Source organism: Thalassospira sp. Z349TD_5 (assembly GCF_056173045.1).
In genome coordinates this window covers 3985607-4009645 of record NZ_CM149654.1, presented here as the reverse complement: position 1 = coordinate 4009645, position 24039 = coordinate 3985607, and the positions used below count along the sequence as shown (strand labels likewise).

At 54.7% G+C, this 24039-nt stretch carries 25 protein-coding genes; 21 read left to right on the top strand and 4 right to left on the bottom strand.

The genetic code is table 11. From position 1 onward, the window contains the following. Nucleotides 1-17: 17 nt before the first annotated feature. Nucleotides 18-1187, top strand: a complete 1170-nt coding sequence (locus AC0VXT_RS18385) for a methyl-accepting chemotaxis protein (protein ID WP_022732600.1) — start codon at nt 18-20, stop codon at nt 1185-1187. Nucleotides 1188-1277: 90 nt separating this feature from the next. After that, nucleotides 1278-2315, top strand: coding sequence for a histone deacetylase family protein (locus tag AC0VXT_RS18380; RefSeq protein ID WP_475546567.1), 1038 nt, complete (start codon nt 1278-1280; stop codon nt 2313-2315). 91 nt (nt 2316-2406) lie between these two features. Here the strand turns inward: AC0VXT_RS18380 and AC0VXT_RS18375 are convergent, their stop codons facing one another. Then, complete coding sequence (locus AC0VXT_RS18375; protein ID WP_475546566.1) at nt 2407-3318, bottom strand: LysR family transcriptional regulator; 912 nt, start codon at nt 3316-3318, stop codon at nt 2407-2409. A gap of 296 nt (nt 3319-3614) precedes the next feature. Here AC0VXT_RS18375 and AC0VXT_RS18370 point away from each other — a divergent pair, with 296 nt between their 5' ends. Next, nucleotides 3615-4811 carry a urate hydroxylase PuuD gene (locus tag AC0VXT_RS18370; protein WP_475546565.1) on the top strand — a complete coding sequence of 399 codons (1197 nt, stop codon included), beginning with the start codon at nt 3615-3617 and terminating at the stop codon, nt 4809-4811. A 96-nt stretch (nt 4812-4907) separates the two neighbouring features. Here AC0VXT_RS18370 and AC0VXT_RS18365 read toward each other — a convergent pair whose 3' ends face one another. After that, on the bottom strand, nt 4908-5891 hold the full coding sequence (locus AC0VXT_RS18365) for an MBL fold metallo-hydrolase (protein ID WP_475546564.1): 984 nt from the start codon (nt 5889-5891) through the stop codon (nt 4908-4910). A gap of 99 nt (nt 5892-5990) precedes the next feature. Between AC0VXT_RS18365 and AC0VXT_RS18360 the strand changes: the two genes are divergently transcribed. From AC0VXT_RS18360 to AC0VXT_RS18275, 18 genes are all read left to right on the top strand, one after another. Next, complete coding sequence (locus AC0VXT_RS18360; RefSeq protein WP_475546563.1) at nt 5991-6944, top strand: LysR family transcriptional regulator; 954 nt, start codon at nt 5991-5993, stop codon at nt 6942-6944. A gap of 355 nt (nt 6945-7299) precedes the next feature. Beyond that, entirely contained in the window at nt 7300-8574 is a 1275-nt protein-coding gene (urtA, locus tag AC0VXT_RS18355; protein ID WP_022732594.1) for an urea ABC transporter substrate-binding protein, read from the top strand. Between the two features lie 127 nt (nt 8575-8701). Beyond that, nucleotides 8702-10405, top strand: a complete 1704-nt coding sequence (urtB, locus tag AC0VXT_RS18350) for an urea ABC transporter permease subunit UrtB (protein WP_475546562.1) — start codon at nt 8702-8704, stop codon at nt 10403-10405. A gap of 3 nt (nt 10406-10408) precedes the next feature. Further along, the gene (gene urtC / locus AC0VXT_RS18345) at nt 10409-11581 is read left to right on the top strand and encodes an urea ABC transporter permease subunit UrtC (RefSeq protein ID WP_475546561.1); all 1173 of its coding nucleotides are present in this window, start codon (nt 10409-10411) and stop codon (nt 11579-11581) included. Then, nucleotides 11578-12366 carry an urea ABC transporter ATP-binding protein UrtD gene (gene urtD, locus AC0VXT_RS18340; RefSeq protein WP_022732591.1) on the top strand — a complete coding sequence of 263 codons (789 nt, stop codon included), beginning with the start codon at nt 11578-11580 and terminating at the stop codon, nt 12364-12366. Before urtC ends, urtD begins: the two co-directional genes overlap by 4 nt. A 15-nt stretch (nt 12367-12381) precedes the next feature. After that, on the top strand, nt 12382-13077 hold the full coding sequence (gene urtE / locus AC0VXT_RS18335) for an urea ABC transporter ATP-binding subunit UrtE (RefSeq protein ID WP_022732590.1): 696 nt from the start codon (nt 12382-12384) through the stop codon (nt 13075-13077). 176 nt (nt 13078-13253) lie between these two features. Then, on the top strand, nt 13254-14186 hold the full coding sequence (locus tag AC0VXT_RS18330) for an urease accessory protein UreD (protein WP_475546560.1): 933 nt from the start codon (nt 13254-13256) through the stop codon (nt 14184-14186). 27 nt (nt 14187-14213) lie between these two features. Continuing rightward, complete coding sequence (locus AC0VXT_RS18325) at nt 14214-14516, top strand: urease subunit gamma (protein WP_022732588.1); 303 nt, start codon at nt 14214-14216, stop codon at nt 14514-14516. 14 nt (nt 14517-14530) lie between these two features. Next, a complete protein-coding gene (locus tag AC0VXT_RS18320; protein WP_475548596.1) occupies nt 14531-14836 on the top strand; it encodes an urease subunit beta in 306 nt (101 codons plus the stop codon). 15 nt (nt 14837-14851) lie between these two features. Then, nucleotides 14852-16564, top strand: coding sequence for an urease subunit alpha (gene ureC / locus AC0VXT_RS18315; RefSeq protein WP_475546559.1), 1713 nt, complete (start codon nt 14852-14854; stop codon nt 16562-16564). Nucleotides 16565-16581: 17 nt separating this feature from the next. Next, entirely contained in the window at nt 16582-17124 is a 543-nt protein-coding gene (locus AC0VXT_RS18310; protein ID WP_475546558.1) for an urease accessory protein UreE, read from the top strand. Beyond that, nucleotides 17111-17821, top strand: coding sequence for an urease accessory protein UreF (locus AC0VXT_RS18305; protein WP_475546557.1), 711 nt, complete (start codon nt 17111-17113; stop codon nt 17819-17821). Before AC0VXT_RS18310 ends, AC0VXT_RS18305 begins: the two co-directional genes overlap by 14 nt. Then, nucleotides 17818-18438 carry an urease accessory protein UreG gene (gene ureG / locus AC0VXT_RS18300; protein ID WP_022732583.1) on the top strand — a complete coding sequence of 207 codons (621 nt, stop codon included), beginning with the start codon at nt 17818-17820 and terminating at the stop codon, nt 18436-18438. The genes AC0VXT_RS18305 and ureG overlap by 4 nt, the downstream gene beginning before the upstream one ends. Nucleotides 18439-18602: 164 nt before the next feature. Then, a complete protein-coding gene (locus AC0VXT_RS18295) occupies nt 18603-19049 on the top strand; it encodes an SRPBCC family protein (protein WP_475546556.1) in 447 nt (148 codons plus the stop codon). Continuing rightward, nucleotides 19036-19395, top strand: coding sequence for an ArsR/SmtB family transcription factor (locus tag AC0VXT_RS18290; protein WP_475546555.1), 360 nt, complete (start codon nt 19036-19038; stop codon nt 19393-19395). The genes AC0VXT_RS18295 and AC0VXT_RS18290 overlap by 14 nt, the downstream gene beginning before the upstream one ends. A gap of 461 nt (nt 19396-19856) precedes the next feature. Continuing rightward, complete coding sequence (locus AC0VXT_RS18285; RefSeq protein ID WP_022732580.1) at nt 19857-20405, top strand: biotin transporter BioY; 549 nt, start codon at nt 19857-19859, stop codon at nt 20403-20405. Between the two features lie 98 nt (nt 20406-20503). After that, entirely contained in the window at nt 20504-21178 is a 675-nt protein-coding gene (locus AC0VXT_RS18280; RefSeq protein ID WP_475546554.1) for an energy-coupling factor ABC transporter ATP-binding protein, read from the top strand. Further along, complete coding sequence (locus AC0VXT_RS18275) at nt 21175-21789, top strand: energy-coupling factor transporter transmembrane component T family protein (protein ID WP_475546553.1); 615 nt, start codon at nt 21175-21177, stop codon at nt 21787-21789. The genes AC0VXT_RS18280 and AC0VXT_RS18275 overlap by 4 nt, the downstream gene beginning before the upstream one ends. A 99-nt stretch (nt 21790-21888) precedes the next feature. Here AC0VXT_RS18275 and fghA read toward each other — a convergent pair whose 3' ends face one another. Beyond that, nucleotides 21889-22746 (bottom strand): S-formylglutathione hydrolase, encoded by an 858-nt coding sequence (gene fghA, locus AC0VXT_RS18270; protein WP_022732577.1) that lies wholly within the window; start codon nt 22744-22746, stop codon nt 21889-21891. An 87-nt stretch (nt 22747-22833) separates the two neighbouring features. Then, nucleotides 22834-23958: an S-(hydroxymethyl)glutathione dehydrogenase/class III alcohol dehydrogenase gene (locus tag AC0VXT_RS18265; protein WP_475546552.1), complete on the bottom strand. Its 1125-nt coding sequence runs from the start codon at nt 23956-23958 to the stop codon at nt 22834-22836. Nucleotides 23959-24039 lie beyond the last annotated feature (81 nt).

Sequence of the window (24039 nt, the reverse complement as noted above, 5' to 3'; positions counted from 1 at the left end):
GAGGTTCGAGGTTCGCAATGGCGCTATTTGGTGGTTCCAAGTCAGGTATCAAAAAGGCACTGGATGTGGTTCTTGCCGCAGCCGAAGGTGATTACGAAGCGCGCATCACCAATGTCGACAGTCATTCGGACATGCGCGAGTTGTTTATCGCGATCAACCGACTGATCGACCGTAATGATGCGTTCTTGCGCGAAAGTGCCGCATCGATGGGGGCCGTTTCGGAAAACCGGTATTATCGCCGGATTGTCGAAACCGGGCTTGTTGGTGAATATCTGTCTTCGGCAAAACGTATCAACGCCGCGACCGCATCAATCGAAGAAAAACTGTCGGGTTTTGCATCGATCCTTGATGATTTCAAAAGCGGTTCGTTTGACGTTGTTGACGAAATTGCCAGTGCGGCCTCGGCCTTGTCCGAGGCATCAGGCGATGCCAATTCGATTGCCCATGAAACCAGTGCACGTTCGACCACTGTTGCCGCCGCGGCGCGTCAGACTGCGAGCAATGTGACCGAGGTGTCGCAGGCCTCCGAAGAACTGAACCAGTCAATCCGCGAAGTGTCCGATCAGGCGCGTGAATCGGTTGAAATTGCGCATCGTGCCAATGGTCTGGCGCAGGAAACCGATGGCCGGATTGGTCAGCTTGAAGCGGCTGCCGGTGAAATCGTCGAAGTTGTCAGCTTTATCCGTGATATTGCGGCTCAGACCAACCTTCTGGCCCTGAATGCGACCATTGAGGCCGCGCGTGCGGGCGAGGCGGGCAAAGGGTTTGCCGTGGTTGCCAATGAGGTCAAAGGTCTTGCCAATCAGACCAGTAAGGCCACCGAAAGCATCGAAGAAAAAGTTCAGGACATCCAGACCGCGATTGAACAGTCGGTCGGGTCGATCCGTGAAATTGCCGGTGTGATTGATGATCTGGCCGCGCGCTCGGACATGATTTCGGGCAATGTTGAAACGCAAGCCAGCCTGTCGTCAAACATCACCCGCAATGTCGAACAGGCATCAAGCGGCGCACAGGAAGTTACCGATAACATCACGGTCGTTTCCGACATGGCCAGCCGTACTGGGGATGCCGCAGATACCACGCGCGAAATGGCCAGCCGTCTGGCGACACAGTCGGAAAATCTGCGCAATAAGCTGGGCGGGTTCCTCGATACGATTGAAAAGCTGCTCTATACCGCCAAGAAATAACCGTTTTCTAAACATATCGGGGTAGGGTGATGATCCAGGAGCATCCTTAGAGATGCTCTTTCCTTGCCCTTCTCACAGGAGAACTGTGCCGTGCGTGTTTTCTTTAATGCCCGCCACGATGCCCATGACGGTGCTGGCGAAATGCACCACGGGCGCATGGTGCCCTGTTTTGAAAATGCCCGGCGCATTCCCATCATCCGTGATGCGGTCGCACATGCGGTACAGGCGCAGCTTGTTGATCCGGCCGATCACGGCATGGATCCGATCCGCGCCATCCACGATGCCGATTACCTTGATTTCATCGAAAACGCGTGGGACGCATGGGCCAAGGCGGGGAACAAGGGCGATGCCTTCCCCTATGTCTGGCCCAGTGCAGGGTTTTCCGGGGGCAAACCCGAACACATTAGTGCGCGTCTGGGGCAGTTTGCCATTTCATCAGATACCCCGATCACGCAAGGCACGTGGAAAGCGGCCTACTGGGGTGCGCAGACTGTTACGTCTGCTGCCGATGCAACGTGGCATGACGGCGAGGCATCCTTTGCCCTGACCCGTCCGCCGGGTCATCATGCCCATGCAAACCGTTATGGCGGGTATTGTTTTTTAAACAATTGCGCCATTGCAGCCCAGCGGATGATTTCCAAGGGGGCGAAAAAGGTTGCGATCCTTGATATTGATTACCATCACGGCAATGGCGCGCAGGATATTTTCTATCAACGTGGTGATGTTCTGACCATCTCACTCCATGCTGATCCGACCCATCAGTTCCCGTTCTTTATGGGGTATGCCAATGAAACCGGGCGTAATGACGGGCAGGGGGCGAACCTTAACATTCCGCTTGCCGGGGGCAGTGATTTTGGGGCATGGGGGCAGGGTTATGCCAAGGCGATGCAAAAGCTTGTGACATGGCAACCCGATGCGCTGGTGATTGCACTGGGTGTTGATGCCCACGAAGCTGAACCGATTTGTGATTTCAAACTCCAGACCGATGATTTCAAACGCATTGGTCAAATGATCGGGCGCTTGGGCCTTAAAACCGTGTTTGCCATGGAAGGCGGCTACGCCCATGACGTGATCGGGCATAATGTGGCGGCGGTTCTCAGTGGATATCTGAATGAAGCCAAACGCTGATCACGCGATTAGATGTGGCTTGAAATGAAAATGCCCCGTGCTGTGTGCCGGGGCATTTTCATTTTGGATGGGCAGGGTCAGGCCAACGTGTTCAGCGGTCCCACGGCGGCGTGCCGCCAAATTCACCGACCAGAAAATCGACAAAGGCACGCACGCGTGTCGGCAGGTACCGGTTTTCCGGATACAGCGCATAGACCGCATGTGATGGTGGTTGATAGTCGGGCAGAACCACCTTCAGACGGCCATCGCGGATGTATGTGCCGACTTCCCAGTGTGATTTAAGGGCAATGCCATGGCCGTCCAGGCACCAGCGGGTCAGGACTTCGCCGTTATCAGAATCCATCGAGCCCGAAACCGCCAAGGTGGCCGCGCCTTCGTCATTTGGGCCGACCAGCGTCCATTGATATTGTTGCGATCCGGGGAAGCGCAGCAACAGGCAATTGTGATGCAAAAGATCACTGGGGACATTTGGTGTGCCATGCTTTTCAAGATAATCCGGGCTTGCGACCAGCATGCGTTTATTGGCGGCCAATTTGCGGACAATTAACGAGCTTTCTTTGAGCTCGGCAATGCGGATGGCAAGGTCAACCTTGTCTTGCAGCAAGTCCAAAAGCCGGTCTGACAGATGCAGGCGGATTTGCACATCCGGGTTTTTTTCAACAAATTTCGGAATGATCGGCACGACATATTTGTTGCCAAATGCAATCGGGCAAGTCAGCGTTACCGGGCCGCGTGTGGTGTTTTTCTGATTGGCGATGGCATTTTCGGCTTCCTGCATTTCCGATAAAATGCGCAGGCAGTGCCGGTAATAAACGTCGCCCTCCGTGGTCAGATTAACCCGGCGCGTTGTGCGGTTGAGCAAGCGAACGCCAAGACGTTCTTCAAGTCGGGCAATCCGGTTGGACACGACGGCGGCCGAATGGCGCAACTCGCGCCCGGCAGCAGAAAGGTTACCAAGTTCGGCAACGCGGACAAAAATCTGGATGTCCTCAAAGTCGGACATGGTGCGGGATGCTCCTGATCTGGTCGTGGCTTTTGGCGTTTAGTGTTGTTGTTTGTTCAATTTGGTGGCGTCCACTGTGCCATTTTAAAGAATAGTTTGAAAGTCATTTCGATTATGCTCGGGGCGTTAATAATAGAGGTGCTCTGACGCCTATGGTAGGACTGAATAAGAGAATGATTGGAATGATTCTTGGTCGGCGTGGGGACAAGCGGCGCCGGTATCATTCCCAAAAGAGGGGCAGCCCAAGCGTGACGTGATCGTCATCTGCCTTGGGCGAGACGGAGGTTTCTAACGCCGTGGATATACTGTTTCAGGACTGGATCAATTTGATCCTGCGCTGGGCGCATCTGATTACGGGCATCGCCTGGATCGGGTCTTCGTTTTATTTTGTCTGGCTGGATTTGAGTTTGCGCAAGCGGCCGGACATGGATGAGGGTGTCTACGGCGAAGCCTGGATGGTGCATGGCGGCGGTTTTTATCATGTCAATAAATGGATGGTTGCGCCTAAATCCATGCCAGCCGACCTGCATTGGTTCAAGTATGAGGCTTACTTTACCTGGCTGACCGGTTTTGCGCTTTTGGTGACTATGTACTACTGGAGTGCCGAAAGTTATTTGATCGACCCAAGTGTTCTGGCGCTGACCAAGATGGATGCGATCCTGATTGGGCTGGGCAGCCTGTTTGCCGGATGGGTGATCTATGACATCATTTGCAAAAGTGCGATTGGCAAAAGTACGGGTAAGCTTGCGGTTGCGCTGTTTATCCTGATTATGGTCGCAGCTTATTTCTTCACCCACGTGTTTAGTGGGCGTGGGGCCTTTATCCATGTTGGGGCGATGATTGGTACGATCATGGCCGCCAATGTGTTTCGCATCATCATTCCCAATCAGAAAAAGGTCGTCGCCAGCCTGATGGCCGGGGAAACACCCGATCCGGCATTGGGGCTGCAGGCCAAGCAACGCTCCACCCATAATAACTATCTGACCTTGCCGGTGTTGCTGATGATGATCAGCAACCATTATTCGATGCTGTTTTCCCATGATCAGTCATGGCTGATTGTCGGGTTGATCCTGATCATCGGTGGTCTGGTGCGCCATTTCTTTAACACCCGCAATGCGGGCGGGACGGGTAAGGCAATTGTCTGGCAACTTCCAGCAGCCGGTGTTGGCATGGCGGTTTTGGCGATGTTTGCATCCTATGACCCCAATGAGGTCAAGCTTGCGGATGAAGACATCATCACGGCTGATCATGCCTTGGCGATTGTTCAAACACGCTGTGCGAGCTGTCATTCGCAAAACCCGCGCGACGAAGGGTTTGATGAAGCCCCGGCGGGCGTGATGTTTGATGATCTGGCCCAGATCGAAGCCAATGCACAGCGCGTTTTGGCGCAAGCCGTGATTGGCCGGGCCATGCCCCTTGGCAACATCACGGAAATGACCGATGAAGAGCGTGCGCAGCTTGGCCAGTGGATACGCGCGGGCATGCCGGAATAATCACCAATCTTGGTTGATGACGATAAAGGGCGGTCGCGTGATGCGGCCGCCCTTTTGCGTTGACGTGCCGGGAAAAGACCCGGCAGGGATGGGGGATCAGACGTCCGCGCGATAGTTCATCGGGACCCAGTCATACATGGTGGCATCTTCACGCACGTGACCAATTCCCGGGAAGGCAATGTGACAGCCCGCGACCAGATATTTTTCTGCGACCGCCTCGGCAAAGGCGGCTTCGCGGCTTTTGATTGCCTGATCGGGATCGACATCAAACGGGATGGCAACGCCCGGTTCATCAAACTGCAAAACATCGCCGTGCGTGATGTCGCCCCAATAGACGAATTTCTCACCCTTGCTTTCAAACGAAAGTGCGCTGTGGCCCGGTGTGTGGCCCGGGCGGTGGGTGGTGTCGATCACCCCGGGAATGGCGGACGCATCGGGCGCGTATGTTTTAAGCATCCCGCTATCGAGATAGGGTTTGGTCGCGGCAACGGCCTGATCAAAGAAAAGCTTGGCCTCATCCGGGGCCTTGTCGCGGTTTGCTGTGCTCAGCCAATAGTCCGCATCAAGTTTGGGGACATGGACCGTGGCGTTGGCAAAGACCTTTTTGCCATTGAGGGTCAGCCCGCCGGTGTGATCGGGGTGAATATGGGTGATGACGATCTCATCAACCTGATCGGGGTGATAGCCCGCAGCGATGATATTGGCCGGAAGCTTGCCAAGGTTCGGTCCCATCAAATCGCTGGTTCCAGCATCAAGCAACACCAGTCGATCGCCAAAGTTCAACAAATACGCATTGACCGACAGGTGCGTTGGGGTTCCCTGAAATGCGTTGGCAAGGGCGGTGCGGGCATGTTCGGGCGTGGTGTTAAGATAAAGATCGGCCAGCGGAAACTGACCTGTGCCGTCTGAAAGGGCGGTGATTTCGACGTCCCCGACCATCAGACGGTAATAGCCCGGTGCCTGTGTTCCGGCCAAGGGGGCCTTGGCATCCGCACGCAGGGGAACAAATACGGTGCTGCCAACTGCGCCGATGGCGGCGGCGGCCAATGACCCTTTGAGTATGTCGCGACGTGATAACATGGATCTTTTCCTCATAAGCATGCCGGGCAAACCGGCGGGTTGTAAGTTTATGGGCAAAATGTATAGTCCATTTCATCAGTAATCAAATCGATGCGGGTCATGGATAATATTGATCATTTCAATTTACGGTCATTCGATCTCAACCTCATGGTTGCGTTTGACGCAATGATGCAAGAGCTTAGCGTGACCAAATCCGCGGAGAAATTGCGTATTGGTCAATCGGCCATGAGTCACAATTTATCAACACTGCGCGTGTTGTTGCAGGACGATTTGTTTGTGCGGGTCGGGCAGAAAATGCAACCAACTGCCAAGGCCCGTGCATTGGCCGGGCCCGTGCGTACCGCCTTGTCACAGGCGCAAAATGCGCTTCAGGCAACGGACCGGTTCGATCCGGCAACGGCGGAACGCGTTTTTCGGTTGGGGGTGACCGGTGAAATGGAAATGATCCTGCTTCCGGTGTTGCTGCGTCATTTGCAAATACATGCACCCGGAACTAAGCTGTTAAGCCGCACGATCACCACCGACAGCGTTGATCCGATGATCAATAATGGCGAGATCGATTTGGCAATCGGATGTAAAAGCCCGTTGCAATCAGGCTATTTCGGCGAGGTACTCTTTAAGTCCGAGGTGGCGTGCTGCTTTAATCCCAATCTCCTTAAGCTGAGCCGCCCTTTATCGCGTGAGGATTATCTGGCGTCACGCCACGCGGTGTTGTCGCAGACAGGTAACGTTGCGGGATGTGTCGGCGATGCGTTGCAGGGGTTGGGGATCAATTTGAACGTCGTCATGGCGGCCCCTGATTTCATGCCGCTTTTGGCTGCTGCGCGCAATGCACCGATTATCGCAACGGTTCCGTGCCGTATTGCCACCCAGTATGCCCCGTTATTTGGGTTGAGCTTTTGCCAGATGCCAATTGAAGTCGGATTTCCACCGGTGACGATGAACTGGGCGGTCTGGACCGACAAGGATGTTGGGCTGGTTTGGTTGCGTGATCAAATCCGAACCGTGATTGCGTCAATCGCCCCCGAAGATCATCTTCTGGCGGCGGAATGATTTTGACGTTGAACGGATAACGCCCTGCGGGTGAACCCGCAGGGCGAGAAGCCGCCAATGGCAAGGCGGGATTGTGGTGCAATAACCGCAAGCGGTGGCGAAACTTCCGCCCTTGAAATAGGGGCTGGTGGCAGGCCCGTCAATGTGATTAAAAAATAATCAAATTTTAATCTATGATTGAAAAATGGTCAGATAAAATGTGGTCCACGCAAATATTTCCCGAAACTGCGATGTGAAATAGTTGGATATTGCGTGGGAATCCCTCGATTCTTGATTTTATTCCATAAGAGGGTGATTCTGGCACGGTTTTAGCTAGTACCACTGCGGTGCAATAAACTCGCAGTGGAGGCTATAAATGAATAAGAAGCTTCAAGCGCTCATGGGCGCTGGGGCCTTGGCATTGTCTGTTATGACCATGTCAGCCGCACAAGCAGCAGATACCATTAAGGTAGGTGTGCTGCATTCTCTTTCGGGGACGATGGCGATTTCTGAAACCACGCTCAAGGATACTGTCCTGATGCTGGTGGATGATCTGAACAAAAATGGTGGTTTGCTTGGTAAGCAGGTCGAGGCTGTGGTCGTTGACCCGGCATCCGACTGGCCGCTTTTCGCTGAAAAAGCCCGCGAACTCATCGAAAAAGATAAGGTCGATGTTGTTTTTGGCTGCTGGACCTCGGTTTCGCGTAAATCGGTTCTGCCGGTGTTTGAAGAACTCAACAGCATGCTGTTCTATCCGGTTCAGTACGAAGGCGAAGAGAGCTCGCGCAACGTATTTTATACCGGTGCCGCGCCAAACCAGCAGGCCATTCCTGCTGTTGATTACCTGATGAGCGAAGACGGCGGTTCTGCAGAACGTATTGTTCTGCTGGGTACCGATTACGTTTATCCGCGTACCACCAACAAAATCCTGCGGTCTTACCTGAACGGTAAGGGTATCTCTGATGAAGACATCATGGAGAACTACACCCCGTTTGGCCACTCGGACTGGCAGTCGATTGTTGCGGATGTAAAAGCATTCGCATCCGCCGGTAAGAAAACCGCCGTGGTTTCGACCATTAACGGTGATGCGAACGTTCCATTCTACAAGGAACTCGCCAATCAGGGCATCAAAGCCGAAGACATTCCGGTTGTTGCCTTCTCGGTCGGTGAAGAAGAGCTTGCTGGTATTGATACCAAGCCGCTCGTTGGTCACCTTGCTGCATGGAACTACTTCCAGTCGGTTGAGTCTGATGCCAACACGGCATTTATCGAAAAATGGCATGCCTTCATTGGTGATGACGCACGTGTCACCAACGATCCGATGGAAGCAACCTACATCGGCTTTAACATGTGGAAACAGGCTGTTGAGCAGGCTGGCACCACCGATGTTGATGCGGTGCGTCAGGCCATGTACGGCCAGGAAGTTGCAAACCTGACTGGTGGGATGGCTGTCATGAACACCAACCATCACCTGTCCAAGCCGGTTCTGATCGGTGAAGTACAGGACGATGGCCAGTTTGACACCGTTTGGGAAACCGAAGGTACGGTCGTTGGCGATGCATGGTCGGACTTCCTGCCAGAAAGCGCAAAACTGACCGCCGACTGGACCTATCCTTGGGTCTGCGGCAACTGTGAAAAACCGATGTACTAATCGGTGCTGGGCGGGCCGGTCGTGGGAACGCGACCGGCCTGTTCGCTGTCAGGTAGGCCAAGGTGCCGCCATCGTCTGTTCTATTCTTTTTTCCATTTTCCATATTGAATACAAAGGTTTGGTGATCATGCGCAATGACATGTTTTCAGTGCTGCGCCGTTCCCCGTTTTCCACCACGCAGACGCGCCGGTTTGCCGTCCGGATTTGCGGTATGGTTGCCTGTTTGATGATGTTTGCTGTGGTTTCCCCCAATGTTGCGCAGGCTTTTAGCGACGAGGAACTGCGCAATATTGCCGAACAACTCAATGACAAAAGTTCGACCAAACAGGTTGCCATCATCGAAGAAATGGCCGCAGACGGCGATCCGCGCGTCGCGCCAATCCTTAAGGCGATGCTCGAAGGTGACCTTTATGTCCGTGACAGCGACGAGCATGTCGTGATCGCGACCAAAAAGGGCAAGGTCTATACCCATATTGACATCATCAGTGGTGAAGAAGCCGGGGAAAGTTCATCCAAGGAACTTGATAAAATCAAGGTCAACAACCGGCTGCGCGGGGCGCTTCGCGATGCGCTGGCAACCCTGAACCTGTTTAGTCCCGACCATGCCGTGCGAACCGCTGCCGTAGAGCAGATCATGGATGCCCGTGATCCGGCGATGTTGCCGTTGCTTTTACGTGCGATTGAGCGCGAAGACGATGAAACGCTTCTGGCGCGGATGAATTTGGCGCGCGCGACCATGGCTCTGGCCGCAGGTGAAAATGCCGAGGAACGGTTGGCTGCCATCGACGTTCTGGCCAGTGAAACCACCCCGCAAATTCGCGCGGTTCTGTCGCAATTTGTTGCCAGTGCCGAGGCCGAGGGGATTGAACCCGAGGTCGTTGCCGCCGCGCAGGATGCATTGGACGATGTCGAAGGCCGTCTTTCAAACTGGCAAACACTTGGCGATGTTTATCGCGGGATCAGTCTGGGCTCTGTTTTGTTGCTGGCGGCCGTCGGGCTTGCCATCACCTTTGGCGTGATGGGGGTCATTAACATGGCCCACGGCGAAATGATCATGATCGGCGCCTATACCACCTTTGTCGTGCAGCAAATTTTAAGTTCGGTTCTGCCGTCTGGTTCGCCGTGGTCTTTGATCATTGCCGTGCCTGCCGCGTTTTTGGTGGCCGGGATGATCGGCGTTGTTATTGAACGCTGCGTTATTCGTTTTTTGTACGGTCGGCCACTTGAAACCCTTCTCGCGACATGGGGTGTCAGTCTGGTGTTGCAGCAAGCGACCAGAACGATTTTCGGGGCCACCAACCAACAGGTGACAGCGCCCGATTTCATGAGTGGTGCGATTGAATTTTCGACTGGTCTGGTCCTGACATATAACCGGCTGTGGATCATTTTGTTCAGCCTGATTGTGGTTGCCGGGATCGCTTGCGTTCTGCGCTATACCGCCTTTGGTCTTCAGATGCGCGCCGTCACCCAGAACCGCCGCATGGCCGGGTCGGTTGGCATACGTACGGGCTATGTCGATGCGTTGACCTTTGGGTTGGGATCGGGGATCGCCGGGATTGCCGGGGTGGCGCTGAGCCAGATTTCAAACGTCAGTCCGAACCTTGGTCAGACCTATATCATCGACAGTTTCATGGTGGTTGTGTTTGGCGGGGTGGGAAACCTTTGGGGCACGGTTCTGGGCGCGTTCAGCCTTGGCATCGTCAATAAGTTCCTTGAACCATTTGCCGGTGCAGTTTTGGCCAAAATCTTTGTGCTGATTGCGCTGATCCTGTTCATCCAGAAACGACCCAAGGGGCTCTTTGCCCTTAAGGGCCGCGCGGTGGAGGCCTGATCCATGACCGATTACAGTCAAAAATATCAAATGACGCCGGTCGTGGGCTGGTTGCTTAAGGATCGCGGGGGCATGATTTTGCTCACGATCCTGATTGCCGCAGCGATTCTGGTGCCGATTGGAAACCTGTTGGTGCCTGAAACTTCGTCCTTCCACGTGCCGACATGGATGCTGAGCCTTTTGGGTAAATATCTGTGCTATGCGCTGTTGGCACTTAGTGTTGATTTGATCTGGGGCTTCTGCGGGATTTTGTCGTTGGGTCATGGGGCGTTCTTTGCGCTGGGCGGCTATGCCATGGGCATGTACCTGATGCGCCAGATCGGTGATCGCGGGGTTTATGGCAACCCGGAATTGCCCGATTTCATGGTGTTCCTCAACTGGACCGAATTGCCGTGGTACTGGTACGGCTTTGACATGTTCTGGTTTGCCATTGTCATGGCGATGTTTGTGCCGGGATTGCTGGCCTTTGTGTTTGGGTTCCTGGCGTTCAGATCACGTGTGACGGGGGTTTATCTTTCGATCATTACACAGGCGATGACCTATGCGCTGTTGCTGGCGTTTTTCCGCAACGATATGGGATTTGGCGGAAATAACGGCCTGACCGATTTCAAGGATCTGCTGGGCTATTCATTGCAATCGGATGGCACAAGGGCCGGGCTGTTTGTCGCGTCCTGTGTGTTTCTTGGCATTTGTTACATCGTGGCGCGGGGCATTACCCAGTCACGCCTTGGCAAAGTTTTAATCGCAATTCGTGATGCCGAAAGCCGGGTGCGGTTTACCGGCTACCGGGTTGAATATTACAAGCTGTTTGTCTTTACCATTTCGGCGGTGATGGCCGGAATTGCCGGTGCGCTTTATGTGCCGCAGGTCGGGATCATCAATCCGGGCGAATTTGCCCCGGCCCTTTCGATTGAAATCGTCATCTGGGTCGCGGTTGGCGGGCGTGGCACGCTTTATGGGGCGGTGCTTGGCGCGTTCATCGTCAATTATGCCAAGACCTTCTTTACCGGGGTAATGCCGGACTTCTGGCTGTTCTTCCTTGGCGGGCTGTTCATTGCGGTGACCTTGCTTCTGCCCAAAGGCGTGATCGGCGCGGTTCCGGCATTTGGCGCGTCTGACAGGCAATCAATCCTATCGTCAATGCGAAAACGCCTGAGTGCAGGAGGCAAAGCATGAGCGAAGCCATGGACATCAAACCAGACGCGCAGGTTAAAAGTGCCCGTGCTGAAACCATTCTCTATGTCGATGGGGTGTCGGTGACCTTTGACGGTTTCCGTGCGCTCAATAACCTGTCCTTTTATGTCGAGCCGGGCGAACTGCGCGCCATCATTGGCCCGAACGGGGCGGGTAAAACCACGATGATGGATATCATCACCGGTAAAACCCGGCCTGATACCGGGGACGTTTTGTTTAAAAGCGAAACCGACCTGACCAAGCTGGACGAGGCCGATATCGCCAATCTTGGCATTGGCCGCAAGTTCCAGAAACCGACCGTATTTGAAAGCCATACGGTGTTTGACAACCTCCTGCTTGCCTGTTCGGGCGGGCGTGGGGTGTTTAAGGCCCTGTTCCATCGTCTTTCGAGTGCCGAAAAGATCAAGATCGAAAAAACGCTGATCACCATTATGCTTGATGAAAAGCGCGATGAGCTGGCGGCCAACCTGTCGCATGGGCAGAAACAGTGGCTGGAGATCGGGATGCTGTTGATGCAGGAACCCGAACTTCTTTTGGTCGATGAGCCGGTTGCCGGTATGACCGATTCTGAAACCGAAGAAACCGCCAAGCTTTTGCGCACAATTGCAAAGGAATATTCGGTGGTGGTGGTCGAGCACGACATGGAATTTGTCCGTGACCTTGATTGCAAGGTGACTGTGCTGCACGAAGGATCGGTGCTGGCCGAAGGCCGTCTTGATCATGTTCAAAAAGACCCACGGGTCATTGAAGTTTATCTCGGCCGTTGAGGGAGGCACCAAAGCATGCTCGATGTCAGTAATATTGATCTGTTCTATGGTGCGTCCCATGCCCTGCGCAAAGTGTCGCTGAGTGCAAGCACGGGCAAAGTCACTGCCGTGCTTGGTCGTAATGGGGTGGGTAAAACATCCCTGATGCGCGCGGTCGTTGGTCAGCATCCGATTGCGGATGGCAACATCAAATGGGAAGGCAAGGATATCTCGCGCGATCCATCGTGGCGGCGCTCGGTCAATGGGATCGCCATTGTCCCGCAGGGGCGTGAGATTTTCCCGCTTTTGACCGTAAAAGAAAATCTTGAAACCGGGTTTGCCGCCTTGCCGCGTGCCATGCGCCATATCCCCGATGAGATTTTCGAACTGTTCCCGGTCCTGCGTGACATGCTGGGTCGTCGCGGTGGCGATCTTTCGGGTGGGCAGCAACAGCAGCTTGCCATTGGGCGCGCCCTTGTCACCCGGCCCAGATTGCTTGTGCTCGATGAACCGACCGAGGGTATCCAGCCATCGATCATCAAGGACATCCAGCGCGTGATCAAACAACTCGCGGATCGTGGCGATATGGCGATCCTTCTGGTCGAGCAATATTTTGAATTTGCCCATGAACTGGCCGACGAGATTGTCGTGCTGGAACGTGGCGAGGTGGTTTTGTCCGGATCAAAGGACACGCTGGATCGTGAAAAAGTCCGGGCCTATCTGACTGTTTGATCAGCATTTGCCGAAAATTTGCGCAGGTTTGGGGTGATTTGCGCGCTTAAACGGGGCCGGAAATCCGTCGGTTGCGATGGATCGTCTGGTTGGCCCGCATCTTGCTGTTATGGCCGATGGAATTGCCGGAAAACGGTATCAGGTTCACGTAAAGAACCAAATCATCAGGTGGCCTTGTGCAACTTCGCAAACTCGAAACCCCGATCTCCGCACCTCAAAACGCGGATACTGGACTGACCGCAGAGAACGCGCGCATCAAAACAGATGGCCGCGCCGAGGTGACGTTCCGAACGGGAACCGGCCCGACCCATCAGCGCGGGCATGCGGCACTTGATCATCTGTATTACCGCGATCCGATGAAAATCCTGTTTCCGCGCCCTGTGGCGGGGGATCTGACCACGGCTGTGTTGGTCACCACATCGGGTGGCATGGTTGGTGGCGATAAGCTGGCGTTTGAAGGTCGCGTTTCAGACGGTGCGTCTGCGCTGTTTACAGCCCAAGCGGCGGAAAAGATTTATCGGTCTGCTGGGCTTGATTGTGAAATGTCGGTTGATCTGGGCGTTGGCGATGGTGGCTGGCTGGAATGGTTGCCCCATGAAACCATCCTGTTTGATCAGGCGCGCTTGCGGCGGAAAACAACCGTGGCTGTGACCGGAACGGGCATGGTCATGGCCGGTGAAATGATGGTGTTTGGCCGTCTTGCACGCGGCGAAGTATTTACCACAGGACTTGCCCGCGATGCATGGGATGTGTCGATTGACGGGCGGCCGGTCTGGCGTGATGCGCTGCATCTTGAAGGTGATGTGTTGCGCATGCTCGATCACGCGGCGGCATTTGATGGCGCGCGCGCCGCGGCGACCGCCATTTTGGTCGGTCACGGTGCCGAGGATCAGTTGGATAATGCGCGGGTATGTTTAACACAGGCGTGTGACGGTCTGGATGACGCGGCCGTTCTGTGTGCGGCAACCGCGATGAAGGGAATTGTGATTGCGCGCTTTATGGCGCGTGATCCGATGAAATTGCGCCGGGTCTACGGCGCATGGTGGAAACAGTTCCGCCATAAAACACGGGGGCTTCCCGAACGCTTGCCGCGTTTGTGGGAGATTTAAAATGGTGGATCCAAGGAGGAAGCAGGCATGAATTTGACGCCACGCGAAAAGGACAAACTGCTGATTTCGGTTGCCGCCATGGTGGCGCGCAATCGCCTTGCACGCGGTGTAAAGCTTAACCATCCCGAAGCCATCGCAATCATCACTGATTACGTTGTCGAGGGCGCGCGCGATGGTCGGTCGGTTGCCGATTTGATGCGCGACGGGGCCACCGTGATCAAACGCGATCAGGTGATGGATGGCATTGCCGAAATGATCCACGACATTCAGGTCGAAGCAACGTTCCCCGATGGAACCAAGCTTGTCACCGTTCACGAACCGATCCGTTAAGGGGGCTTATGATTATGATTCCAGGTGAAATCATTACCAAAGAAGGCAACCTGATTTTAAATGAGGGTCGTGAAACCAAAACCATCACGGTCGCCAATACGGGCGATCGTCCGGTGCAGGTTGGCTCGCACTATCATTTTTATGAAACCAATCCGGGCCTTGATTTTGATCGGGATGCGGCGCGCGGCTTCCGCCTTGATATTCCTGCGGGCAGTGCGGTGCGGTTCGAACCGGGCCAATCGCGCGAGGTCAATCTGGTCAAATACGCCGGGACCGGCACGGTTTACGGTTTTAACGCCAAAATCAACGGCAAGCTTTAAGCGGGGGAACGAGAAATGGCATACGAAATTGATCGTCCGTCCTATGCGGCAATGTTCGGCCCGACCGTGGGCGACAAGGTCCGGCTGGCCGATACTGATTTGATCATTGAAGTCGAAAAGGACTTCACGACACTGGGCGAAGAAGTAAAGTTTGGTGGCGGCAAAGTCATCCGTGATGGCATGGGTCAGTCACAGGTCACCCGTGCCGATGGTGCGGTTGATACCGTGATCACCAATGCGCTGATCCTTGATTATACTGGTATCATCAAGGCCGATATCGGTATTCGCGATGGTCGCATTGCCGCCGTGGGCAAGGCCGGAAACCCCGATATCCAGCCCGGTGTTGATATCATCATTGGTCCGGGCACCGAAATTATCGCCGGTGAAGGCAACATCATTACCGCAGGCGGCATTGATGCGCATATCCACTGGATTTGCCCGCAACAGGTTGAAGATGCCCTTTATTCCGGTGTCACCAGCATGTTGGGCGGCGGGACCGGTCCGGCGGCGGGGACCAATGCGACGACCTGCACACCGGGGCCGTGGCACATTGCCCGGATGCTTCAGGCTGCCGACGGCATTCCGATGAACATCGGGTTCTTTGGCAAGGGCAATGCGACCCTGCCGGGATCGCTGATTGAACAGGTCAAAGCCGGGGCCTGCGGGCTTAAGCTGCATGAAGACTGGGGCACGACGCCCGCGGCCATTGATAATTGCCTGTCGGTCGCCGATGACCTTGATGTGCAGGTGATGATCCACACTGATACATTGAATGAAAGCGGCTTTGTCGAACATACCCGTGCCGCGTTCAAGGGCCGCACAATTCATACCTTCCACACCGAAGGGGCCGGGGGTGGCCACGCGCCCGACATTATCAAGCTGTGTGGGGAGGCCAACGTCATTCCAAGTTCGACCAACCCGACCCGGCCGTTTACGGTCAATACGATTGACGAACATCTCGATATGCTGATGGTCTGCCATCACCTTGATCCGAAAATTCCCGAAGACGTGGCGTTTGCTGAAAGCCGCATTCGCCGTGAAACGATTGCCGCCGAAGACATCCTGCATGATCTTGGCGCGTTTTCGATCATCTCATCGGACAGTCAGGCGATGGGCCGTGTCGGTGAGGTCATCACCCGCACCTGGCAGACCGCCGATAAAATGAAAAAGCAGCGCGGTGCATTGCCCGAGGATGCCGGGGCTGGCAATGACAATTTCCGGGCCAAACGATATGTCGCGAAATACACCATCAACCCGGCGATTGCCCAAGGGGTCGGGTCGCATGTCGGTTCGGTCGAAGTTGGCAAGATCGCCGATTTGGTGGTTTGGAAACCGATGTTCTTTGGCACGAAGCCCGACATGGTGATCAAGGCCGGGATGATTGTGGCGGCTGCGATGGGTGATCCGAACGCCTCGATCCCGACGCCGCAGCCGGTGCATTACCGCCCGATGTTTGGCGCCTATGGTAATGCGATTGCCAAAACCAGCTTCTCGTTCGTGTCGCAAGCCGGGATTGATGCCGGTATTGCCGCCGAGTTTGGCCTGTCCAAGTCGCTTTTGGCGGTGTCAAACACGCGCAACATTGGCAAAAAAGACATGAAGCTCAATGATGCCTTGCCGAAAATGGAAGTTGATCCTGAAACCTATCAGGTCAAGGCCGACGGCGAGCTTCTGACCTGTCAGCCGGTCGATACTGTGCCGATGGCGCAGCGGTATTTCCTGTTCTGATTGGGATGGATAACGTCATGCGTCATGCCATTGAACATATCCCGGTTGATCGTGCCGATACATCCGAAGTGCGCGGTACGGTGACCTTGGTGTTTTCCGACCGCCATCGTCGGCGCATTCGCCTGCATGATGATGCAGGCGATGCGTTCCTGCTTGATCTGCCGCATGCGGTGCGGCTGGCCGATGGGGATCGTTTGCGTCTGGCTGAGGGCGGCGTGATTGTCGTGCGCGCCGCCGAGGAACCGGTTCTGACCATCACAGCAGCCGGGCCGATTGCGACGGCCAAACTGGCATGGCACATCGGCAATCGTCATACCCCGGTTCAGGTTTTGCATGATGGGCGTTTGCGGATCATTGACGATCACGTCATGCGCGACATGATTCTTGGCCTTGGTGGTGTGGTGGAACATGAAATCGCGCCGTTTGATCCGTTGAATGGCGCGTATCACGGGCTTGGCGGCGCGCATGGCCACAGCCATGGCAACGATCACTTTGATCAGGATGATGACCCGAAACACAAGCATGCCCACGCCACAGGAATCCCCCATGACCACGGATGACCTGACGCTCAATCCCGTTGGTCTGATGCGGTTGATGACGTGGCTAAGCCCGTCTTTTCCGGTCGGGTCCTATACTTATTCGCATGGTGTAGAATATGCGGTTGAGGACGGTCGGGTTGGCTCGGCCGATACCCTGATCAACTGGGTTGAGGGCGTTTTGGAATTTGGCGCGGGGCGGATTGATGCGGTGCTGTTTTGTGCCGCATGGCGGGCCGCCCTTACGGGCGATGAAGATGCCTTGTTTGACATCGGGGTTGAGGCGGACTGTTGGCGCGGCACATCTGAAATGGCGCTTGAGGCAACCGCACAGGGGCGTGCCTTTGTCTCCACCGTATCAAAAGTCTGGGGGGATGGGGTGCTAACCCGCTGGGCTGATAAAATGCGAGGTAACGATCGCCTGCCATCCTATCCGGTGGCCGTGGGAATTGCCGCCGCCGTTGCCAAAGTTCCGTTGCACGAAGCCCTTACCGCCTTTTTACATGCCATGGCGGCAAACCTTGTGTCGAGTGCTGTGCGTTTGGTGCCGCTTGGTCAGACCGATGGTGTCCGGTCCTTATCATCGCTTGATAAAGCCGTCTCAATCGCCGTGGATCATGCCATGGCAACAGATTTGGCCGATCTGGGGGCGGCAGCCCCCATGGTTGACTGGACATCGATGAAACACGAAACCCAATATACGAGGTTATTTAGATCATGAGCTCACCCCTTCGTATCGGCATTGGTGGCCCGGTTGGGTCCGGTAAAACCGCGTTGTTGGAACGGCTGTGCAAGGCCATGCGTGATGAATTTAACATCGCGGCGATCACCAACGATATTTACACCCGCGAAGACGCCGAATTCATGACCCGTTCGGGCGCATTGGATGCGGACCGCATTGCCGGTGTTGAAACCGGTGGCTGTCCGCATACCGCCATTCGCGAAGATGCCTCAATCAATCTGGCAGCAGTCGAAGACATGGCGGCCAAGCATGCCGGGCTTGAGGCGATCTTTATTGAATCGGGCGGTGATAATTTGTCGGCGACCTTCTCCCCCGAATTGGCAGACATCACCATTTACGTTATCGACGTTTCAGCCGGTGACAAAATCCCGCGCAAGGGTGGTCCGGGCATTACACGGTCTGACTTGCTGGTGATCAATAAAACCGATCTGGCACCATTGGTGGGTGCCGACCTTGGCGTCATGGACCGCGATGCCAAGAAAATGCGTGGGTCGCGTCCGTTCCTGTTTACCAATCTTAAGGCGATGGACGGCCTTGAAGACGTTAAGAATTTCATCATCGAGACAGGGGGGCTCCGCCAATCCGCAGCGTCCTGATATGGGGATAGATGGACGCAACTCTTAAGCGGATGACGGGAGCACACATCGCCCGGCCAGCAATGGTCGGGCGTTTGTGGTTTGGGCTTAGAATAAAATGGCAACTTTTTAGTTGCATAATAAAAAATGCTCAGGCACCTTAAATGCAACCAGGAGGTTGCGTTATGTCAAATACGATTGAAAAATCTATCGAGATCAATGCGTCACGTGCCCGTGTGTGGCGCGCTTTGACCAGTCATACCGAATTTGGTACGTGGTTTGGTCTTGCGATTGATGCCCCGTTTGAGGTTGGCAAGGTTTCGACCGGCAAAATCACGATTGAGGGTTTCACCCATGTGCCGTGGCATTCCACCATCAAGGCGATGGAGGAACCTGCCTATTTCGCCTATACATGGCATCCCTATGCCGTGGACCCGGACGTCGATTACAGTGGGGAGCCCGAAACACTGGTCGAATTCTGGCTTGAAGAAGGCGATGGTCAGACATCGGTTCGGGTGCGTGAAACCGGATTTGACAATCTGCCCGCCCATCGGGTTGCCGAAGCATTGCGCGCCAACACACATGGCTGGGGCTTCCAGTTGGAAAACATCAAAAGACATGTCGAAAACTGAAAATAATCAGTCAAATGGCAAAAATGACGGTGATTTTTCCGTCATTTTTGCCGCCTTGGGTGATTCCACACGGTTAGCCCTCTTTGACCGGCTGTCGGATGGCAAGCCGCGCTCAATTTCGGTGCTGTCTGATGACGCCGACATGACCCGCCAGGCCGTAACCAAACACCTGCGCGTGCTTGAGGCCGCCGGGCTTGTGCAAAATCATCGGATGGGCCGCGAAAGCCACTATGCCTTTTGCCCTGATCAGCTCAAACAGGCGCGCGCCTATCTTGATCAGGTTGCCGGGCGTTGGGATTCTGCCTTGATGCGGCTTAAAACCTTTGTCGAAGGTGATGAGGGCTAACATTCTGAAATCGCGCATCTATTGCGAGATGAGCCAAGGCATATGTTCGAATAAAGCGTCATTTTGCTTGGCGGGGCGGAAAATTACGGGTATCCCATTGCCCGTTGAGCCGGTCGGGCGGACCGGTTAACGAAAGGTCGTTTTGCGCAAGGGGTTGATTGCAAGGCGGCCTAGGGTCAGAACCCATTAAATTGATTGGAATGGCAGATGTTATATTTGTGAAATCCAAGGAAAAGCCCGTAGGGCGGGTTGGTATCCCGGCCAAGGGGTTTAACGCCGGAGTTTGCAAATATAACATCTGTCCTTCGGGTCAATCAGGTTTACACGAGCTACTTTGTCGTAAAACATTGAAAGATAAATATCTTCCTGCTGTTTTTGCTCCGCGTATTCGCACAAACCTGATTGACCATTTCAAACAATTTAATGGGTCCTGACCCGAGAACGGGAATGGGAACCGTTACATGAATACCAAGGATATTGTTTATATCGCCCTGTTTGCGGCTTTGACTGCGGTTCTGGGGCTATTTCCGCCACTTACCCTTCCGGTGACCGGCGTTCCGGTCACCGCACAGTCGCTTGGCCCGATGCTGGCGGGGGCCATTTTGGGTGCCCGGCGCGGTGGTCTGTCGATCGTGCTGTTCCTTGTGCTGGTTGCGGTTGGTTTGCCGTTGCTGTCTGGTGGGCGCGGTGGTTTTGGCGTGATGATCGGGGTGACCGGTGGCTTCATCTTTGGCTGGGCCATTTCGGCCTTTGTCATTGGCCTTCTGATCGAACACTTCTGGAATGACCTTACGGTGATCAAAGCCACCCTTGCCATCGGGTTCGGCGGGATCGTCGTGCTGTATGCCATTGGCAATGCGTGGGTGGCGGTTGCCGCCGACATCAGCTATTGGCAGGCAACAGTCGGGGCGGCACCGTTCCTGATTGGTGATGCGATCAAGGTGGCGATTGCGGTTGCGGCGTGCCTTGCTGTGCGGCGGTCCTATCCCTTGATTTCCAAGGCGCGCTAACGTCTTATGGGTGCCACGCATGGAACGCCATGTGCGACTTTGCTTGGCGCCCTTCATTTACATCCTTCCATGCCCTTAAAACCCACGGATACCCCCTTATGATCCGTTTTGAAAATGTCTCTGTGCAGTTTGACCAGCGACGTGTGCTTGACGATATTTCGCTGACCCTGACTGAAAAGCGGATTGCGGTTGTCGGGGCAAATGGCTCGGGCAAAAGCACCTTTGTACGTTTGCTCAATGGGCTGCAAACCGCGACCAGCGGCACGGTAACGGTCGATGATTTCAATCCGGCCAAGGATGGTCGCAAGCTGCGCCGTCATGTCGGATTTGTCTTTCAAAATCCCGATAACCAGATCGTCTATCCGGTGGTTGAAGAAGACCTCGCCTTTGGTCTCAAGGCGTTAAAACTGCCCAAGGACGAGGTTCATTGCCGCATTGATGAAATCCTTGCACGCTATGACCTGACGGATTTCAAAACCCATCCAAGCCATCTTTTATCTGGCGGCCAGAAACAGCTTCTGGCGATTTCCGGGGTGCTGGTGATGAACCCGCGATACGTCATTTTTGACGAGCCGACCACCTTGCTTGATCTGCGCAATCGCAATCGGGTCGAACGCGCCATCGCAAAGCTTGATCAAACCGTGATTACGGTGTCGCATGACCTTGATCTGATTGCCGATTATGACCGGGTACTGGTGTTTGATCAGGGCAAGGTCGCCCTTGATGATGCGCCCGCCAACGCCTTGCCAAAATACCGCGAGATGATGGCATGATCGCCGGGCTTTATATCGATGGCACATCGCCGCTGCACCGCGCAGGTGCCGGGATCAAGATATTGGCGATGATTGCCCTTGGTACCGGCGTCTTCCTGATCCCTGATTGGCCGGTGGTGACAGTTATCCTTGCAACGGTGCTGGCATTCTACCCGCTGTGTGGATTTGGCCCGGTTGTCATCTGGGCGCAGATCAAGCCGATCTTCTGGCTGCTTTTGATATTTTTTGCCGTGCAGCTTTGGCTCAATGACTGGCAGGCGGGATTGCTTGTCGTTACTCGTGTGGCTGCGATTGTATTGTTCGCGTCCCTTGTGACACTAACCACCAAAACATCCGCCATGCTGGCATCACTGGAACGCGCCATGGGGCCGTTGCGTCCGCTTGGCGTTAATCCGGAAAAGGTCAGTCTGGCGATTTCGATGGTGCTGCGGTTTATCCCGGTGATTGCCACCGTGGCATCGGAAATCCGCGATGCCCAACGCGCACGGGGCCTGGATAAATCCATCCTTGCCATGGTCGTGCCCCTGATCATCCGCACCCTTAAAATGGCCGATGATGTGGCCGATGCGATTGAAGCACGCAGCTTTGATCCTGACGAAACGGCATCTTGATCGCAGGGCAAAAGAAAGCCCCCGGCACACCAAGGTTTGGGCGAGATGGCGTGCCGGGGAACCGCATTGCTGCGGATCTCGTCAAATCAGTCCGCTTTGTTAGCTAAGCCCAAGATGTTTGGCATGAAAGCGGATGTGATCTTCGATGAAGCTTGAGATGAAGTAATAGCTATGATCATAGCCATCCTGCATACGCACCGTCAGCGGGTAGCTTGAGGATTTGGCGGCGGCTTCAAGCACTTCGGGTTTAAGCTGCTCGGCCAAAAAGCCGTCTGCATCGCCCTGGTCGACAAGGGCGGGCGTTTGCGCATCTGGCGCTGTTGCCGATTTCATCAGTTCCGAACTGTCCCATGCTTTCCAAACTGATTTGTCATCACCAAGGTAATTGCCCAGCGCCTTTTGGCCCCACGGGCAATTGATCGGATTGCAGATCGGCGAGAAGGCTGTGACAGATTTGAATGTGCCGGGATTGCGCAGCGCAATCATCAATGCCCCGTGACCGCCCATCGAGTGACCGGAAATCACCGCATCATCACTGACCGGGAAGTGATCCTTGATCAGGCTTGGCAGTTCCTTGGTGACATAGTCATACATGCGGTAATTGCGTGCCCAGGGTTCCTGCGTCGCATTGACGTAGAATCCGGCACCCTTGCCAAAATCATAGGCCTCGTTCTCGTCATCGGGCACATGATCGCCGCGCGGGCTGGTGTCCGGTGCGACAATCGCAATACCAAGTTCGGCGGCCAGACGAAACGCACCGGCCTTTTGCATGAAGTTTTCATCGGTGCATGTCAGACCCGATAGCCAGTACATCACCGGAACCTTGGTACCATTACCTGCCTGTGGCGGCAGGAAAATGGCAAAGCGCATGTCACAGCCCAGAACATTGGACGGGTGGGTGTATTGCTTTTGCCAGCCGCCATAGACCTTGTTGCTTGACGCGTTCTCAATACCCATTTCGGGCTCCTCTGATCTTTTTGATCGTCGGCCAATGCCGGGGTTAAATCCGGCATTGGCGTGATAATTCAAAATGTTTTGATTTGATCAGTAATGGATTACCGAACGGATGCTTTTACCTTCATGCATCAAATCGAACGCTTCGTTGATGTCTTCAAGTTTCATGGTGTGGGTGATGAAGTCCGACAGTTTGAACTCACCGGCAAGATAGCGTTCAACATAATCAGGAAGCTGCGAACGGCCCTTGACCCCGCCAAAGGCGGTGCCGCGCCAAACGCGCCCGGTCACAAGCTGGAACGGACGGGTCGAGATTTCCTGACCGGCACCGGCGACACCGATGATGACCGATTCACCCCAACCTTTGTGGCAGCATTCAAGGGCGGAACGCATGACATTGACGTTGCCAATGCACTCAAAGCTCCATTCAACGCCGCCATCGGTCATCTCGACAATGACCTCCTGAATGGGTTTGTCGAATTTCTGCGGGTTGATGCAATCGGTCGCACCCAGCTGTTTGGCAAGCTCGAACTTTGACTCGTTAATATCAATGGCAACAATGCGGCCCGCACCGGCCATCTGCGCGCCAATGATCGCCGAAAGACCAATGCCGCCAAGGCCAAAGACGGCAACGGAATCACCCTTTTGTACTTTGGCGGCATTGGTTGTGGCCCCCATGCCAGTGGTCACACCGCACCCCAGCAAACAGACTTCTTCAAGCGGGGCGGTTTTATTGATTTTCGCCAATGAGATTTCCGGCAGAACCGAATATTCCGAGAAGGTCGAGCAGCCCATATAATGATAGATCGGCTTGCCATTCTGGGAAAAGCGCGTGGTGCCATCAGGCATCAGGCCCTTGCCCTGTGTCGCGCGGATTTTCTGGCACAGGTTGGTTTTGCCCGATTTGCAGAATTTGCACTCGCCACATTCCGGGGTATAGAGCGGAATGACGTGATCGCCCACGGCCACACTGGTCACACCTTCGCCGATGGACTCAACAATGCCGCCGCCTTCATGGCCAAGGATGGCGGGGAAAATCCCCTCGGGGTCGTCACCCGACAGGGTAAAGGCATCGGTGTGGCACACACCGGTCGCAACGATCTTGATGCGCACTTCGCCGGCCTTGGGCGGGGCAACCTGAACCTCTTCAATCGATAGCGGTTTGCCTGCTTCCCAGGCAATGGCGGCTTTGCAGGTAATGGTCTCGGCACTCATGATCGTACTCCGGCTTGTATGTAAGGATGCGACCAGTATATTTATTCCGTCAAAAATGATAATCATGTGATTTGGTAATTT